Origin of the sequence: Hominimerdicola aceti (genome assembly GCF_025567495.1) — a bacterium.
In the GTDB taxonomy this organism is placed as follows: Bacteria; Bacillota; Clostridia; order Oscillospirales; family Ruminococcaceae; genus Hominimerdicola; species Hominimerdicola aceti.
This window is the reverse complement of record NZ_JAOQJZ010000017.1, coordinates 25,717-43,608: the sequence shown is the minus strand read 5'-3', so window position 1 is coordinate 43,608 and position 17,892 is coordinate 25,717. Positions and strand designations below refer to the sequence as shown.

Below are 17,892 nucleotides of genomic sequence, written 5' to 3'. Positions count from 1 at the left end.
TTTGTGTGGTAACTTTATATTATCAGATTTTTGTCTATCTCTCTTTTCTTTTTTCTTAATTTTGTCCAATATCTATTGTAGCACTACACGAATTTACAATAAAATATATAAAAAACTATTGACAAAATCAAAAATATAGGTTATAATAACCTCATAGTAAAAGAGAGTAGCTGGCGGAGAGATCCGTTTATGTTTGCGTCAGTACGTTCCGATGAGGGACCGCTGCATATCTAAACGGCGAGACTTTTATTGATTAAATTGCCACAGGCGCAGTTTACCCAATAAACGTCTTGCCGATTTTTTATGCGTTTATTTTACTGAGCCTATGAGAAAAGGAGGCTTTGAAGGGTATATCGGCAATGTTTACAGGAAAAAATAAAAAAGGTGGTATTTTATGAAGCAGTATCAGAAAAAACTTGACCAGCTTTACACTGAGTTTTCATCAGGTGAAAATGGTCTTTCAACCGAGCAGGCAGTGAAAAACTGCGAAAAGTTCGGGCGAAATGTTATCACGGAGGGCAAGAAAAAGTCCATTCCCGTGATTTTTTTAGAGCAGTATAAGGACTTCCTTGTGCTTATACTCATTATTGCTGCGATAGTTTCAGCTTTCATGAAAGACGTTGAGAGCTGTGCGGTAATTCTCGTTGTTATCACAATGAACGCTATTTTGGGTACAGTTCAGACCGTCAAGGCTGAAAAGTCACTGACGAACCTTAAAAAGCTTTCTGCACCGACGGCTAAGGCGCTTCGTAACGGCGAAAAGGTAATTATCCCCTCTGAGGAGATCGCAGTGGGCGACATTCTTCTTATCGAAGCAGGCGACCAGATATGTGCAGACGGCAGGCTGATAGAATGCGCGTCTGTTCAGGTGAACGAGTCTGCGCTCACAGGCGAGAGCGTTAATATCGACAAGGATATGAGCGATATAGAGGGCGAAAAGCCTCTTGCTGAGCGTGCTAACATGGTTTATTCAGGCTCTTTTGTCACATACGGCAGAGGAAAAATGCTTGTCACTGAGGTTGGTATGGACACTGAGGTGGGCAAGATAGCCTCGCTTATTCAGAACGCATCAGAGAGAAAAACGCCTCTCCAAAACACGCTTGACGAGTTCGGCAAGAAACTTTCCATTGCTATACTTATTGTCTGTGCAGTAGTGTTCGGACTTAGTGTGCTTCGTGGCGGCAAGCTTATGGATTCGTTCATGTTCGCTATCGCACTTGCTGTTGCGGCTATTCCTGAGGCTCTCAGCTCTATCGTTACTATTGTGCTTTCTTTCGGCACACAGAAAATGTCAAAGGAAAATGCTATCATAAGAAAGCTTCAGGCTGTTGAGGGCTTGGGCAGTGTTTCTGTAATATGCTCTGACAAGACCGGTACACTGACACAGAACAAGATGACGGTCAGAAAAATAATGGTAGATGGCAGGATAATCGACACTGACGCTGTTGATCTTGATGATGAAAAGGTCAAGACTATGACAAGAGCCATGATCCTTTGCAACGATTCAAGCTGTAAGGACGGCGTTGAGATAGGCGACCCGACTGAAACGGCGCTTATCAACTTCGGCACAAAGCTTGGTATCGACACTGACAAGGTGAGGGAAGATCTCCCTAGAATTTCTGAGATACCATTTGATTCAGACAGAAAGCTTATGTCAACTCTGCACGTTATCGACGGCGAGAAGGTGCTATATGTAAAGGGTGCGGCTGACGTTCTTATAAACAGGATAACTTCAAGCGACGAGGAAAAGGCTGTTATAACCCAGCGTGTGGCAGAGCTTTCGGAAAAAGGTCTGCGTATACTTGCATTTGCAGAGAAAAAATTCGACAAGGATACCGTATGTCCAGAGGACGAGGACGGATTGGAGTTTGTCGGTCTTATTGCTATGATGGATCCTCCGAGAGAGGAATCAAAGGCGGCTGTTGCGGAATGCCGCAAGGCAGGCATAAAGCCAGTCATGATAACAGGCGACCATATCGTTACGGCTTCGGCTATTGCCCGTGAGATAGGTATTCTTGACGACAACTCAAAGGCTGTTGAGGGTCACGAGCTTGACGCTTATTCAGACGAAGAGCTTGTTGACTTTGTAAAGGACAAGGCTGTTTACGCTCGTGTTACACCTGAGCATAAAATAAGGATCGTAAAGGCTTGGCAGGCAAACGGCTGTATAGTTTCCATGACAGGCGACGGAGTGAACGACGCACCTGCGTTAAAGCAGGCTGATGTGGGCGTTGCAATGGGCATCACAGGAACTGAGGTTTCAAAGGACGCTGCCTCAATGGTGCTTGCAGACGATAACTTTGCAACTATAGTCAAGGCCATAAGAAACGGAAGAAACATTTACGAGAACATTAAAAAGGCTATACTCTTCCTGCTTTCGGGCAACTTTGCGGCAATTCTTGTGGTGCTTTTCAACTCACTGCTTGGACTTCCTGTTCCGTTTGCGGCAATACATTTGCTGTTTATTAATCTGCTTACAGACTCGCTTCCTGCTATCGGTTTGGGTCTTGAACCTCACTCCGAAGAGGTCATGAAACGCAAGCCAAGAAACGCAAACGAATCTATACTCACACGTCCTTTCCTGGGCGAGATAGCATTGTATGGCGTAGTTATAGCGATAGCAGTAGCTTCGGCTTTCCTTATGGGAAACAAGACAAGCGCAGCTCTTGGTATGACGATGGCATTCGCAGTGCTTTGCTCTGCAAGATTGTTCCACGGATTCTCGTGCAAGAAAAAAGGTCCTGTTATCTTCTCAAAGGACTTTTTCAACAACAAGTTCGGTCTTATGGCGTTCGGCCTTGGAATGGTATTTTTAAACTCCGTTCTGCTCGTTCCACAACTCAAGGGACTTTTCAAGATAGCAGACATGACAGGTATGCAGTTTGCATGGATATACATTCTGAGCTTTGGCTCTATGCTCGTTATCCAGCTTATAAAGGCGATATTCTTTACAAAGTCTGAAAAGTAAGGCTGTAGAGTTATCTTATAAAAGTTTCAAGGGGTGCGACCTTAGGTCGCAACTACGCAATAAAAATAACCGCTCTTCGTGATGTCACGGGGAGCGGTTTTGTTTTACATATCTTCGCAAGGCAGCCAAATGCCGTCTTTTTTATGAAGTATCCTCTGATTTTCAGATCCTCTGAATTTCAATGAGATGTTTTTCTTTTCGAGAACAAATTCGCCGTCAACGAGGTAGTCGATAAGGCTCAGCATTTCGTCTGTGTACTGTGTTCTGTATGGTGACTTTGAGCCTGCAAGCAGGTCTGTTTCAAGGGTACAGCCTGTGTAGCACCACACGTCCTTGTCAGGAAGTTCGGTTTTCACACGGCGGAGGAGCTTTGTAAGCTCAGGCTGGTTCTCCGGCTCCATAGGCTCGCCGCCTAAGAGAGTAAGTCCTTTTATATAGCCCTTTGAGAGGGCGTTAAGTATCTCGTCTGCGGTGGTATCGGTGAAAGGTTTGCCGTAGTCAAAGTTCCAAGTGTCAGGTTGAAAACAGCCCTTGCAGTGGTGTCTGCAGCCTGATACGAACAGCGTGACCCTCACACCTGAGCCATTGGCGATATCGGTTTTCTTTATCTCACAATAATTCATTTTCCGCTCCTTTCGTATATACAACGCAGGGCAATACGATTTTGTATTGCCCCGATAGTTATATGCTGTTTGCTGTTTTATGTCAGGAATAATGTTCATTATTTTCGGATTTTGCAGTTTTGAGTTTTTGAGTTTTCCTTGCTATAATGTTCATTTTTCTGACGAGTTTTGATTTTTGAACTTTTGAGTTTTAACGGCTATAATGTTCAAAAATTTTCGATTTTGCTAGAAAAAATTTTTGGGTTTTGTCATATTTTCGTTTTTGCTAGAAAAAATTTTTGGGTTTTCTAAAAAATCACAAATGCAAAACTCTCTCCTTTATCTCTTGAGTCCTGCCCTGATTCCAGAACTGCGTGCCGATGTAGCCGCAGGTGCGCCTTGCAACGTTCAGAGTGTTCTGATCTCTGTTGCCGCAGTTCGGACACTCCCATACAAGCTTGCCGTCATCTTCTACTATCTTTATCTCACCGTCAAAACCGCACTTCTGACAGTAGTCGCTCTTTGTGTTAAGCTCTGCATACATGATGTTGTCGTAAATATGCTGCATAACTGCAAGAACAGCCTCTATGTTGTTCTGCATATTCGGCACTTCCACATAGCTGATAGCTCCTCCTGGTGAGAGAGCCTGGAACTGTGACTCGAATGTGAGCTTGTCAAATGCGTCGATGTTCTCGGTAACATGGATATGATAGCTGTTTGTGATGTAGTTTCTGTCTGTTACACCCTCGATAACACCGAAACGCTTCTGCAAACATCTTGCAAATTTGTATGTTGTGGACTCCAATGGCGTGCCGTAAAGGCTGAAATCTATGTTTGTTTCTGCTCTCCACTTTGCGCAGGCGTCATTAAGGTGCTGCATAACTTCAAGTGCAAAAGGCGTTGCTGAAGGGTCTGTGTGTGACTTGCCTGTCATGTATCTTACGCATTCGCAAAGACCTGCATAGCCAAGTGATATGGTGGAATATCCGCCGAACAGGAGCTTGTCGATTGTTTCGCCCTTTTTAAGCCTTGCCAATGCACCGTTCTGCCAAAGGATAGGCGCAACGTCTGACGGAGTGCCTTTAAGTCTTTCGTGACGGAGCATAAGCGCACGTCTGCAAAGTTCAAGTCTTTCATCAAATATCTTCCAGAACTTATCCATATCCTTATATGACGAGCAGGCAACGTCCACAAGGTTTATTGTAACAACGCCCTGATTGAATCTGCCGTAATATTTAGGCTTGCCGTTTTCGTCAAGATATGTTGTAAGGAAGCTTCTGCAGCCCATGCAAGGGTAGCACTGACCATTTCCGTTCTTGTCTACCTTAAGCTCCTTCATTTTCTTTTCGCTTATATAGTCAGGCACCATTCTCTTTGCGGTACACTTTGCAGCAAGCTTTGTAAGCTCCCAATATTTTGAGCCTTCTCTTATGTTGTCCTCTTCAAGGACATATATTAGCTTAGGAAACGCAGGTGTTATATAGACGCCCTTTTCGTTCTTTACGCCTTGGATACGCTGTCTGAGCATTTCCTCTATGATAGCCGCAAGGTCATCTCTTGTCTGACCCTCAGGCACCTCGTCAAGGTACATGAAAACAGTAACGAAAGGTGCTTGACCATTTGTTGTCATAAGAGTGATGACCTGATACTGTATCATCTGAACGCCCTGAACTATCTCAGCCTTTACTCTCATTTCGGCTACCTTATTTATAGTATCCTCGTCGGCAGGGATATTAAGCTCTGCGAACTCCTTTTTTACCTCACGGCGGTATTTATCACGGGATATCTGAACGAACGGAGCAAGGTGGGAAAGTGTGATACTCTGTCCGCCATACTGTGAAGAAGCTATCTGAGCGATAGATTGTGTAGCGATATTGCAGGCTGTAGAGAAGCTGTGTGGCTTTTCTATCATGACCTCGCTTATGACGGTGCCGTTCTGGAGCATATCCTCAAGATTTACAAGACAGCAGTTGTGCATATGCTGAGCGAAATAATCGGCGTCGTGGAAATGTATCAGACCTTTTTCGTGAGCTTCAACTATATCGTCAGGAAGCAAAAATCTTCTTGTGATATCCTTGCTCACTTCACCTGCCATATAATCCCTCTGAACTGAATTGACAGTAGGGTTCTTATTGGAATTTTCCTGCTTGACTTCCTCGTTCTCGAAGTTAAGAAGAGAAAGTATCTGCTTGTCAGTAGTATTAGCCTGTCTGACGATAGAACGCTCATAGCGGTAGGTGATATAATGCTTTGCCACTGTATACTTGCCGTGGCGCATGATATCGGCTTCCACCCAGTCCTGAATAGTTTCAACGTCCATAGCCCTATTCATTTCAGAGCATTTGTCCTCTATATTCTGTGCTATCTCTCCTATTTCTCCCTCAGAGAGCCTATCCTTTTCCTCCACAGTGATATTAGCTTTCGCAACGGCATTTTCTATCTTTTCCTTATCGAACGTATTCTCAGCGCCGCTTCTTTTTATTATCTTCACCTATACTCTTCCTTTCATTCTATCCTGTTCAACCACTATATATTGTGGTTGACTGCTTTTATCATAACATAATATTGAACATTTACTATTATACCACAATCAGAATATAAGTCAAGGGCATAGAATGATAAATAATCTACAAAAATTCCGGTTAAAAACAGAGCAGTTTGCCGAAAAAGTATTACAAATGATTACAAACACTTGATTGACAAAAAGTGTGAAAAACAATGGCATTTAAAGGGAGGATAAAGGTGTGAAGCTACAAGAAAAGATGTGAACATTATGTAAAATAAGTGAAGAAATTCAATTAACTTGTTGACAAGGGTGCTTGCATATGATATAATATTAGAGTTGAATGCGCCAGTAGCTCAGCTGGATAGAGTGACTGGCTACGAACCAGTAGGTCGGGGGTTCGAGTCCCTTCTGGCGCACCAATCATTTTTGATACTCACAAAGGAAAATCCACAGGATATAAAAATGTGGACTTTCCTCAGCAAGTATCTTTAAGTATCCTTGCTGAGCATATATGAAAGCTTGTAGTAACAAGCTAGGATATGTTTTGTGACATTTGTTTCGTTTCGCTCTTAGACCTTGTCAAGGCAGCTGCACATTGTGGAGCTTAAGCGAATCATCTGATGTTAATTCATAGTGGCGTCGGCACATAGGCTTGCAGTTAGCTTAACTGTTACTGGCTGGCTCGTGTTCATGTTCTGTAATGTCAAGAATGCCTGATCGGCGTGATTGAACAGTAACGAACGTCATGGCTCTAAGCGACTTAAAGACAACTCAATGTCTTGTTGTGCTTGTGTTTCACATCAGTTGACCTCATCTCAATCTTATTTGAGGACTTACGATATTCGATTTTCAAGCTGCATTTTTGACGAGTTGAATCAGCAGCTAAAAGCAAAAAGAGCTTTCCAGATGTTTGACATCGTGAAAAGCCCTTGACAATCTATTTCCAACGTGCTATAATAGAGCACGAGGATAGCATTCTCTGAAAGCTCCACAGTTGCTGTAACATCTGTGCTGCTGGGCTTATAAATTCTTGGCGGAGTTTATAAGCCTTAGAGGGTGCAATTTTTTATGCCCTCTAAATTTCCTCTGTATATTAATTATACCACCATTTTGTCAATTTGTCAATACTTTTGCGGAAATTAATGGTGGGGAATATATCTTTTATATATAAATGCAAAATGACCCCTAGTGTGTCACCGTGACACACTTTCTTGGTCTTGACATTTTAGAAACTTTTTTCGAAAAAATATTTTTCAAAAATGGAGTTGTTTCTTGTGGTTATCCTTGAGGTTCCTGAATATCAATATGATATTGTCAAATCCAGAGGTGCTGTCTGGGACGATAAAATCAAAAAGTGGTGTGCTGATCGAAAACATTTAAATGCATTATGCGAATGGATACCGTACTATAAGGAATCTTACTACTATGGAAAAGAAGTTCAGGGTATAAATACTATTGAATTACAAGAGTTTGATAAGTTCTTTGATAATAATATAGATATTATTAATCAATATTTGTATCTATGTATTGCGAACATCAAGTGTCCTCATTGCTGGGAAGAAACGCCTGTTGTGTTTAAAATATCTTGTTATGAATATTATATAGACGATGGTTCTAATGATTTTTTTCCTTTTAGAAACTTTTCTATCCTGCCCTTAAAAGACATAATGGTTATGAATAAATCAAATCCGGTGATTTCATATCTGTATGAATATCTTCATGACAAATTCGGGTATGATATGCCCGTATTTATAACTGAGTCCTATGATGATAAAGGCAATTTAACGTATAATGACAAGGATTATTTGTGCTACAACACTTGTCGTAACTGCCACCGCCGCTTAAATATTGAAGATGAAAAGCTGTCTTTATGGTTTAGTGATGTCTTATTTGATTTTTCCTTTGATGTTTTAAAAATTGAATTAAAGTATGATTTGATTTATTCGTATTACGCAACTCCTGCAATTATAGATTTAAAAGAATATTATTATGAGATTCCCGATGAATATAAGAATTCAACAGACCCCCTTCATAGTAATTCTCCGTTTTGTACTGAGGCTTATAAAACGTGGGAAAATGAAGGTTTTTACAAAACGGAGTTTTTTGCTAAATGGAAACAAAAATTAAAAAATGCAGAAGTGATAAGATTTACATTTTAATTCATATAGCGATTTCGTATGTTGATATACTGTGCAAGTGTTTGATTGCAAATAAAAACTCCCTATGTGTCACGATGACACACCAGGACGTTCTTTACTAAAATAGTTAAGTTTTGAGTATTTATGTGTTAAACTCATATTTTTTATTTTATATTTATAGAAATAAAGATAAAAGATAACATGTTTTTTGTCTTTTTAATAGTGAAAAAAACTTTTTTAAAATTGTTAGTGAAAAATTTGACTTTTATTTTTTTGTGTGATATACTAAAATTTTAGCCTAAAGTGGAAAATTAGTGAAAAAAGGTCGATTTATCGCATCTTTTCAAAAAATAATAAAAAAATCGGTTTTTGTTCGTTTCAAAGTTTGACGGCAAGAAAATTTTGTAGTATAATATTACTTGGATGAGGAAATAAAAAGCAGACCTGCTTTCAGATACTAAAGGAAAGGAGGTAATTGCCAAGTGGATGTACCAATTTTAGCACTGACCATTTTGCTTGTTTGGGTTTTGGGCAACATTATAAAAGAGCAAAAAAAATAACCGTGCTAGCCTGTCAAACTAAACGGTTATTTTAAATAATCACAGACAACCAACTTAGTAAGTTGTGTTGCCTCATCTATTTTTAATATAGCACAATTTGAGTTGATTGTCAACATTGTTAAGACTTCTCAGGGCGTTTATGCTCTGAGAGGTCTTTTTATTTATGTTATGTACAATGTGAAAAATTATGAATGTGTCACGGTGACACATTCACATCTTTCATGTAATCTTCAATAGTGTTAGCAACGTTAAGCTTCTCCTGAAATGTTAAGTGAGTGTAGATATCGCTCGTCACTGCCAAACTGCTGTGTCCAAGCCATGCAGATACGGCTTTCATGGGAACGCCATGTTGAACGAGCAGGGAAGCGCAAGTGTGGCGAAGATCGTGAAAGCGGCATCTGAGGTGCATTTCGTTCATTAGTCTGATGTAACGGACAGAAAGCTCATCAGGCTGTATAAGAATGCCCTTGCTATCAACGCATATGTATTGTAAATATTGCCGTGAATAGCTGCTCCTGTTAGCTGCATAAGACAAGCACTGCTTGTGTTTGAGCCATTTCAAGTAGCTGTATACACTGTCAGGCAGCGGAAGTGTGCGGCGGCTTGACCTTGTTTTAGGCACGTCTGAAAATATAAGCGTAGTTTTATGGTTTTTGACGCATTTGACCACAGTATGTTGAATGCACATAGTGCGCTGCTCAAAATTGATATCCGACCAACGCAGCCCCAAAACTTCACTGCGCCTAAGCCCCATTGTTCCTGCTATAAACACAGGTGTGTAAATTGCAGTGTGTTTTATTTTGCTGAGAACAAGATCAAATTGCTCTGTGTTGAGAAAGTTACCACAGAACTTGTCGCAGGAGGGAAGTTCTGCAAGAAGTGCGGCATTTTGGTCTGTCAATCCGTTCTTTACGGCAAATTTCAGCGCCATCTTGATGTTTGAATGATGTTTCCTGATGGTTGAGCCTGATAAGCCTGATTGAAGCTTTGTGAAATAATATTCTTCAAGCACTGCTGGCGTGAGCTGAGAAAGCATTGTACCCTTGCCGCGAAAATACGGCACAAGGTGGTGATTGACCTGGGTGCAGTAAGCTTCATATGTGTTGGCTTTTACAGACATTTTTTTGTTGTGCAGCCACGTTTCAAGCAGATCGGCGAACGGAGTGTCACTAGCTTTTTTAGCCGACAACTTGTCTTTAAGCTGTTGGTTTTCTCCTGCAAGCTGTATCACAAGTTTTTCAAGTTTTGTTTTTTCGTCAATTAGTTCTTCGATAGTCATAATGATCCCCTTTTTTGATATAATAAATTAATTATATTACAAAAACAGGCATTTTGACAGCTTGAATTGATATCTGTCTGAAAGAAAAAAGCGAATTTCACATAAAAAACAAATACTCATCAATAACTTTGATAATAACTAAGTATATAAACCAAAATCAATTATTTGATTTCAGACAGATAATCAAGAATGGGTCAGTTATAGACAGTTCATTTTACCCACTACCCCTTTTTAAGAAAAAAATCTCTAAAAGCCGCATTTTTTTCTTAAAACCTATTGACAAAGCCGAACTTTTGTTATACAATGAACTTGTGTTTTTAATGGGTGTGTTCATTGTAAAGCAATGAATGCTCTGCCTCCTGCTTGAGCGGCGGGGGGCTTTTTTTATTCTGCTGTGAGGAACATATATGCAGACAGTATATGTGTTGTCTGTAAAATCACCTGCACGAGTTCTGATTTTCTTCTTACGAATGAATTTGCCTTTTACAAGCTTTTCTATCGTCCTGAGAACGTCCTGACGGCTCATGCCAAGAAGCTTAGATAGATCATTATAGCTTTGGAAAAAACTCTTGTGCGAGCTGTCAGCCAGCTTACAGCACACTGCATAAACTCTGAATTCATTTCCATTCAATCTGCTCATAAGCTTTTTATCCATGGTGAAATATTTAGAAGCTGTAGATACGGCATCAATAGTGTATGTATATGTTCCGAGCTTGCCGGGTGTAGTCATTTGACGTTTCTGTGATTTTATGAAACCGCATTTGCTGAGAGAACGGACTGTACGCTTTACCGTTGACAACGAACAACCGCATAGTGACATAAGGGTTGACTGCTTGACTGTGATCTCATAGCCAAGCAGATTTCTTTTTGTATTCTTGTGGATAAGACTATAGAATACACAGGCAAGCTTCAAGTCTGCTGCCTGTGTAAAACGTGTAACAAAGCTGTTAGGTATTCGCATTTTTCAATTCCTCATTATTAATGTATTGTTCCAGTGCCGCCCATTCATCGGCAACAAAATTGCTGCGTATATCAGGACGTTTCTGTATTTTCTTTATGTAGCCCCTTGCAGCGGCATAGTTTTTCTTTTCAATAAGGCTACTAAGCTCATCTCCTGCAAGTCCATTGACCTTATAGAGCAGTGCAGATATATCTACATATGGGAGTTCGCTTTGAGAAGCAGGGAAGTCATCGGGGAGATAAAGCTCGTCTGTGCTTTCATCAAAGCCGTCCTCGTCATCCTGAAAGCCATTGTCAGAATAAGCCTGGGCAAATATTTTTCGTGCTTCATTATCACGAAATTCTTTTAGCTGTTGGATATGCTGCTGATACTCTATGACCTGACGCTGCGCCTGACTTGCCTGTTTTTCAAGATCCAATGCAGTCTTATACACAAGCTCAGAAACTGCTCCGCCTGCAGCTTTTATTTTCTCAATATCATTAAGCTGCATATAGTATTTGTTCATAGCACTTTCTGCATTATTTTTCAGCTTATCAAGTCTATACTGATTGCCTATAACGCCCAAACTGTCCCAAAGCTCATCATATGGGTAAAGCACAGCAGAGAGGTCTATGTTATGGTTTCTTATAGGCAGATTTTCTACAGGTATTCTTGGCGGCTTATTCTCGATAAGGTGATAAGGCGTGATATTAGTTCGTATTGGCTCACAGCGCATTTTCTTCACTATGGCAGTGCCGAACGGCAACTTTGAGAGCTGTGTTGTATCGAGCAGAGCCTTGCGGTCAACGTGTTCACCTTGGTGATCAATAAAGCCGTATAGGCTGCCGCTGAATGTAAGATAGTTTACGGTCTCGTTTCCTATCATTTCGGAAAACGCTTTGTTTGTGTTTCCGTTAAGAGAGAGTATGTATATCTGAATATTGCAAGCACCCTTTATGCCGTCCTCTTCTTTATCATACTTTTTGAGCTGACCATAGTCCTGCAGAAAAAGATTGAACAGAATATTAGCTCCTGGAGAAGCGTTCATTTTGCTGCTGAGGTCAGGAAGCTTTGTCATTTGACCAAACTCATCGTAGATATACTCTATTTTTCGTGGCAATTTTCCGCCCTGGTATTTTCTTGCCTGCTTTGCAAGGTACATAAAGGATTGGTCTGCAAACATTGAAGCTATTACATAACGTGATTTTTCTTCATACGGCACAAGCATATATATTATGCAAGGCTGATCTTCATTGATAAGGTCAGCAAAGTTTATTTCATTTTTAGATGTCAGCTTTTGAACACCCATATCCGTCATGAATATCTCAAGGTCTGCAGAGAGGACAGTGTATATTGATGAACGTGTGTCGCCCTGGGAGAACTTTGACGTTGAATAGGATGTTCTTGCAAGACAGCCCACAGGCAGCGCATTGAACAGCTCATCGAGAGCATTGACCATTTTCTTATTGCCGCTTTCGTCCTCGATCACAGTATTGTATACGCCAAATTCAGTAAAGAATGTTGTTATGCTGTACATATTAACGTTTGACATATCACCTTTTTCATAGCCTTTATCAAGAAAATAGTATATCAGGGCGCTTAAAAGTGACCTTGCAGAGTCTGTCCATATTGCTTCACTTTGTACATCGTCTGTAAGACAGTGGGCAAACGAGCTGACAAGCTTAGAGGTTTGTGAAAGATCGTTGCTTCCGCTCCGTTTTGCAGCGAGATATTCGTCAATGATAAGTTGTAGAGGATTCCAACAATCAGATCGGTCCGTATCGATAAGATTAAGAGTGACTATCTTATATCCGTTATTTGCAAAATCTTCATATGTCAGTTCAAGCAACTCGCCTTTCATATCGTTTATGATAAGCGAGGGCTTATTTTTTGAGTTAGCCATAAGCCGCATACTTGGCAGCACATAGCATTCGCCTTTACCAGAACGAGGAGCGCCTACTATCATAGTGTTGTATGTGCCAGTTTCAACATAGTACATACCATTGCTTTCACCAATGAGCATACCAGCTTGTTCTGCTGACTTTATATTATCCATAGGGACTGCCTGAAAGTGTTCAAGAAGCTCATTATCTTCCATGAATTTATTATCACCCTTGATGTCCTTGCTGTCATTCTTCATACGCCACAGAGTATGGAGCTTTACTGTTATACACAAGCCTACTACCATTGCCAGGATAATTTCAAAAATGAACATCATAAATCCTGACGGAACAATGATGTTCCACGGCATAAAGTGAGTGCTTGTGTATTCACCAGAGCGTCCGTTAAGGCTTACCCTGCGCATACTTTTAAAGATGTAAATAAAAATGCTGTTAAAGATCACATACAGTATCGATGTAGCTATTGCAAATTGTTTTATTCTGATATTTCGGCGGTCTTTGTCTTTTTCAATAGGTGTTTTATTCACCGCATTTAAAATACGCATAGCAAGATCATAGATCCAGCCAAATACAAAAAGAATTTTTGCGATGATAAGATTTTTTATGCGCTTAAGTTTTTCAAGATCCATATTAGTTCCCCTTTATATGCTATGATATTGTTCTTTTGCTTTCGCCATTTCCTGCTCGATCTCAAATTCTCTCATAAGACGTGCGGTTTTTGCTTCTTCAGATTTAAGGGCGTTGCGCAGCATACTTGATGATTTATGAAGAAGTGTCCTCTGCGCCTGCATACAGCCTGCAAGTCTGAACTCAAATGGTATATCCGCTTTTTTACCGCTTATTATCTTTTTAGCAATGTCATTGCCTGAGCGTGCTGACTTTCTCAGCCATTGATATGCTGCTTTCTTTTGACCGTCACGAAGCAGCATTAAACCATAAGCGAGCTGTCCACTGTTGTTGCCGTTTAAAGCGCACTGACGGAAGCACTTTTCAGCCATTTCGTTTTTATTTTCAGACAGATACACTTTTCCAAGAATATACTGTGCATTTGGATCGTTGTATTCAAACGCAGAACGCTTAAGGTATTCTTTAGCTTTTGTATTATTGAATGAGCTATAGTATTTGCCCATAGTGTATATCGCAGGCTCAAAGTCCTTATCGGCGGCTGATGAAAGGTAGCGTATTCCTTTTGAAACTTCTGTTGATTTTCTGCTATCAAGAAGAATTTTCCCTGCAGCATACATTCCGTATGTGTTATCCTTGTCTGCGGCTTTGATGAAATACTGCAATGCTTTTCTTTTTTCCTGAAATGAAAGATACAATTTACCAAGGCGGTACGCTGCTATTCCCATAACATCATCCTTATGCTCAGCAGCGTGCATGAGGTGCTTTTCTGCAAGAGCATTGTCATTGAATTGCTCCTGATAGAGTTTTCCGAGAGTGTATGCTGCATAGTAATTATCTTTTGCTGCTGAACGTTCCAAGTATGATGCCGCCTTGTCATATCTCTCTTGTGAAAGATACAGCTTGCCAAGACTATATTCACACAATCCTGTTTTATCCTGTGCGTTTTCAGCACCCTTTATCAGGACTTTTTCAGCCTTTTGAAGATCTTTTTTGTTGTCGCTCTGATAGAGCTTACCGAGCATATATTGTGCTTTATAGTTATTGGAGTCCGCCGAGAGCAGCAGATATTTTTCAGCACATTCAAGGTCTATATCCGTTCCTTTGCTATTCAGATACATCATACCTATCTTGTAGCTGATATTATCGTCATGGTTTTTCGTGAATACTTTCTCTAAACCATTTAAAGCTTCAGCGTAAAAATTATGCGCACTTGATAGGTCTTTTTCTACTCCTTGACCCAGTTCATAAGCTTGTCCTACGGCATAACTTGCGAACGGCATTCCGCCTTTGCTGCTTAGTGAGCGCATATAATAGTCAAATGCTTTGGCATAGTCTGTTTCAACACCAGAGCCGTATTTGTATATGTTACCGAGAGCAAAAAAAGCATATTTGTTTTCAGACAGCTTATAATGCTCTATGGCTGAGTTATAGTCTTGAGTAACTCCAAGACCATATTCATACATTTTACCTATGCGATAGTTGAGATAGGACTTTGTCCAATTATCACGTTTGTCATCACTCATGCTTACTATGGACAGCAGCTTGTGAAAATCTTCAAAGGCTTTGCTGTAATATTGCTGACTTAGTGTATCGCCGTCATTGGATTTTAGCATTTGGCTGTCATAAAGCTTGCCTATGTCATATGTTGCGATAATATTTCCGCTTTTGCTTTCTATTGAGAGTATTTCAAAAGCTTTTTCGGGGTCTTTCTTTATGACTGCTGATTTGTTCTGTTCATTTCCGTACATATAGTCGAGGGCAAGCTTATAGTTCTTGCTCCAATCTATGCGTAGACGTTCCACTGCCTGATCGCTTTTATCATTTTCAGACAGATACGCTTCAGGCTCTTGCGGAAAAATATCCGTGCTGTAGTCAGGAGCATTTGGTTCATACAACTCATCATAATTTCTTGAAGATAGGTACATTTCCAAATCATCAGGGATATCAGAGTTTTCTAAAGAGTCATAAGGCATAGCATCCTCTAAATCATCTTTTTTATTTTCAGACAGATACACTTTTGATTTCTGCGAGGAAATACCGTTGTTGTAGTCAGGCTCATTTTTCTCAGAAAAGCCTTCGCTTTCTTTTTCAGACAGATACGTTTTCGTTTTTGGAAAGTAAGAAGTATTATCAAGATCTATATGGGAATGCAGATCCTCAGGTGGTTCAAAATTGACATTCTTTGTGTTGTAGTATTCACGGCAGATAGAAAGAAATGAGTTTCCTACTCTGGAGTAAAAACCTGACGGATCGTGAAGCTGATGTTCTTTATACTCAGCCCACCTTGAATTTTGTCCGTATCTGTTTCGGAACATTGCTTGTGTGCTGTCGAGCTTATGAAGATATGTGTCAAACATTATTTGCAAAGTTTGATTTTCTGATATGACAGATCTGATACAACTGTCTATCTCGTTTTTTGTCACATCATTTTGTTTTGCATACCACCACTGCTTGCCGCTGTTTTTTAGGTCATCAGGAAGCTTGTCGATAAGTGCGTTTATTTTTTGAATACTGCCTGCAAACTCGGACTTGATATGAGGTGCAAGCACGTTTCTTTGAAATTCAGTAAGGTTAGCAGCGGCGGCACTTTTGTCAATGAAGTGCGTCATTTCAGTTTTCAAAGCGTTGAAAGCTTTCTGCTCGATATCGTCTTGACCTTTGTTTTTGTATGTAATGCGCCTATCTTCAAGTCGGTGATATTCAAGAAGCTGATAATGGATATGTACATTACCTGTATTGACGTGAATGCTGCCGACCCAGTAGCAGTTACTTGCATCCAGCTTTTCTGATTTGTCTATCATTTTGTTAATGCCTTTTCGTGCGGCTTCAATAAGTGCCTGGCGGTTGAGCTGATTGCCGACTATGAAATTATTCTGCCGCAGATATGCGTTATCAAATGAGATAACTCCTGCATATTTCGGACAGCCCTCAGAGCGGCTGACAGCTTCAAGCTGACGTATCTTGTCTATATCGGCAGGAGTCAGACTATCTTGTGTGCTTGTGAAAGCACCTAATGAGCGTTCAGCTTTTATGTTTTGAGCCTGACTTTTCTCGTTTGGCACAAATTCTGAATATACATACTCCATTTCGTTGGCGTGTTTGTTCGGCTCAAAAGCTTCAGGGCGGAGCATATAGTCCAGAAAATCGAATATCTTGTTGCCACCGTCACCGCTTATTCGCCACTTGTATACGAATTTGCATTTGTGAAATATTCCTGGTGTCATTATTAGTCACTCTGTTCGTCTTGCAGGGAGTCTGCACCCTTATCAACTGAGCGCTGATGTACGATGCTCTTGTAGTTGTCATTTGATCGTGACATGACGTCATGCGGTTCGCTGTCACTCAGACGCTTGTCAGCTGAGTGGAATTCCTGCACTTCGTAGAAGTGCAGAAGCGTATTAATTCCGTCACGTTCCTGATATATCATGCTGTTATTTTCTTTTGCAATCGTCAGCAGCTTCTCAATGTTATCTTGAATGTTTTTCAAACATTCATCGTTTGGTGTTTGTTTGATGTTATTGTAGGCACTGTCTATAAGAAACGCAAGACAATTGCTGTATGTTTTAATTCCGTTCAGCTCCATTATCTTTAAAAACCTTTGATAATGTAGTTCTGAAAAAGACAGCAGCTTATTGATAGGTTTGCTTTTCATTTTTTCATCCAACCTTTCCGTGTAGTTTGATTTTATTTTGTGATATCTAAGTTAGAGGTGTGGGTCAAGAGCATAAAGGCACGATATCGTGCCTGCTGGAAACCTCGGTAGAACCGAGGTTTCAGGTGGGATACTGTGATATCATCGGGACTTTTTCTATATACGATTTATATACGATTTTTTGTATATAATTGTAATTTATATATTTTATATATATTGCAAATCAAAATTTATATATGATTTATATACGAAAACTTCCTCTATTTACCTCTTTATATACGAATTATATAATTTTCATGCTGTAATAATCTGTATATATTTCTGCTGTGTAAACAAAACAGGCTTATTTATGAACTTTCTTTGTCCGAAATTTCAAGCATCCTGAGAATTTCTTCATTTGTAATTGAGTTTTCTTCAGAATTTGTTATCGTTTCTGTAAGAAGATTTTCGATTTTTTCTGTTGTATTTATCATTTTTTGCGCTGCAATATGCACATTATTTATAGTGGAATTTGCACCCTCTGAAAGGCGGTCAAGCTCCTGATTTACTAACGCACGAACGATAGGCGGAAGAATATTTACAACAAAATCGTCATTGCTTTTCACAAAATCTGATATTAGTTTTGTAAGTAATGCGTTCCGTGATAAGTCCTCAGCTTTTGCTATACTGTCTAGTTTATCTATCATATTCTCAGGAATATTGCGTATGATTATATCCAT

The 17,892-nt window shown here is 40.1% G+C and carries 10 protein-coding genes and 1 tRNA gene; 3 read left to right on the top strand and 8 right to left on the bottom strand.

Annotated elements, in window-relative coordinates; all coding sequences use genetic code 11:
• Positions 1-394 precede the first annotated feature (394 nt).
• Positions 395-2,968, top strand: a complete 2,574-nt coding sequence (locus OCV57_RS13090) for a cation-translocating P-type ATPase (protein WP_118054056.1) — start codon at positions 395-397, stop codon at positions 2,966-2,968.
• Between the two features lie 104 nt (positions 2,969-3,072).
• On the opposite strand, the gene nrdG is transcribed toward OCV57_RS13090, so the two are convergent.
• Positions 3,073-3,591 (bottom strand): anaerobic ribonucleoside-triphosphate reductase activating protein, encoded by a 519-nt coding sequence (nrdG, locus tag OCV57_RS13085; protein WP_117863310.1) that lies wholly within the window; start codon positions 3,589-3,591, stop codon positions 3,073-3,075.
• A 295-nt stretch (positions 3,592-3,886) separates the two neighbouring features.
• Positions 3,887-6,061 carry an anaerobic ribonucleoside-triphosphate reductase gene (gene nrdD, locus OCV57_RS13080; RefSeq protein WP_022287606.1) on the bottom strand — a complete coding sequence of 725 codons (2,175 nt, stop codon included), beginning with the start codon at positions 6,059-6,061 and terminating at the stop codon, positions 3,887-3,889.
• 357 nt (positions 6,062-6,418) lie between these two features.
• On the opposite strand from nrdD, the gene OCV57_RS13075 reads away from it, so the two are divergent.
• A tRNA-Arg gene (locus OCV57_RS13075) sits at positions 6,419-6,495 on the top strand.
• Between the two features lie 855 nt (positions 6,496-7,350).
• A complete protein-coding gene (locus OCV57_RS13070; protein ID WP_267301918.1) occupies positions 7,351-8,235 on the top strand; it encodes a hypothetical protein in 885 nt (294 codons plus the stop codon).
• 735 nt (positions 8,236-8,970) lie between these two features.
• On the opposite strand, the gene OCV57_RS13065 is transcribed toward OCV57_RS13070, so the two are convergent.
• From OCV57_RS13065 to OCV57_RS13040, 6 genes are all read right to left on the bottom strand, one after another.
• Complete coding sequence (locus OCV57_RS13065) at positions 8,971-10,053, bottom strand: tyrosine-type recombinase/integrase (RefSeq protein ID WP_267301917.1); 1,083 nt, start codon at positions 10,051-10,053, stop codon at positions 8,971-8,973.
• Positions 10,054-10,267: 214 nt separating this feature from the next.
• Entirely contained in the window at positions 10,268-11,014 is a 747-nt protein-coding gene (locus OCV57_RS13060; protein WP_267301916.1) for a helix-turn-helix domain-containing protein, read from the bottom strand.
• Complete coding sequence (locus OCV57_RS13055) at positions 11,001-13,523, bottom strand: VirD4-like conjugal transfer protein, CD1115 family (protein WP_267301914.1); 2,523 nt, start codon at positions 13,521-13,523, stop codon at positions 11,001-11,003. The genes OCV57_RS13060 and OCV57_RS13055 overlap by 14 nt, the downstream gene beginning before the upstream one ends.
• Before the next feature lie 12 nt (positions 13,524-13,535).
• A complete protein-coding gene (gene mobL, locus OCV57_RS13050) occupies positions 13,536-16,745 on the bottom strand; it encodes a relaxase MobL (protein WP_267301912.1) in 3,210 nt (1,069 codons plus the stop codon).
• A 2-nt stretch (positions 16,746-16,747) separates the two neighbouring features.
• Positions 16,748-17,173 (bottom strand): hypothetical protein, encoded by a 426-nt coding sequence (locus OCV57_RS13045; protein WP_117924598.1) that lies wholly within the window; start codon positions 17,171-17,173, stop codon positions 16,748-16,750.
• Positions 17,174-17,520: 347 nt separating this feature from the next.
• The gene (locus OCV57_RS13040) at positions 17,521-17,892 is read right to left on the bottom strand and encodes a ribbon-helix-helix domain-containing protein (RefSeq protein ID WP_267301911.1); all 372 of its coding nucleotides are present in this window, start codon (positions 17,890-17,892) and stop codon (positions 17,521-17,523) included.

What these genes read in the sequence shown, in the direction of transcription:
- OCV57_RS13090 (WP_118054056.1), top strand. Translation starts at nt 395, where the DNA reads ATGAAGCAGTATCAGAAAAAACTTGACCAGCTTTACACTGAGTTTTCA.
- nrdG (WP_117863310.1), bottom strand. Translation starts at nt 3,591, where the DNA reads ATGAATTATTGTGAGATAAAGAAAACCGATATCGCCAATGGCTCAGGT.
- OCV57_RS13040 (WP_267301911.1), bottom strand. Translation starts at nt 17,892, where the DNA reads ATGGATATAATCATACGCAATATTCCTGAGAATATGATAGATAAACTA.
- mobL (WP_267301912.1), bottom strand. Translation starts at nt 16,745, where the DNA reads ATGACACCAGGAATATTTCACAAATGCAAATTCGTATACAAGTGGCGA.
- OCV57_RS13055 (WP_267301914.1), bottom strand. Translation starts at nt 13,523, where the DNA reads ATGGATCTTGAAAAACTTAAGCGCATAAAAAATCTTATCATCGCAAAA.
- OCV57_RS13060 (WP_267301916.1), bottom strand. Translation starts at nt 11,014, where the DNA reads ATGCGAATACCTAACAGCTTTGTTACACGTTTTACACAGGCAGCAGAC.
- OCV57_RS13045 (WP_117924598.1), bottom strand. Translation starts at nt 17,173, where the DNA reads ATGAAAAGCAAACCTATCAATAAGCTGCTGTCTTTTTCAGAACTACAT.
- OCV57_RS13065 (WP_267301917.1), bottom strand. Translation starts at nt 10,053, where the DNA reads ATGACTATCGAAGAACTAATTGACGAAAAAACAAAACTTGAAAAACTT.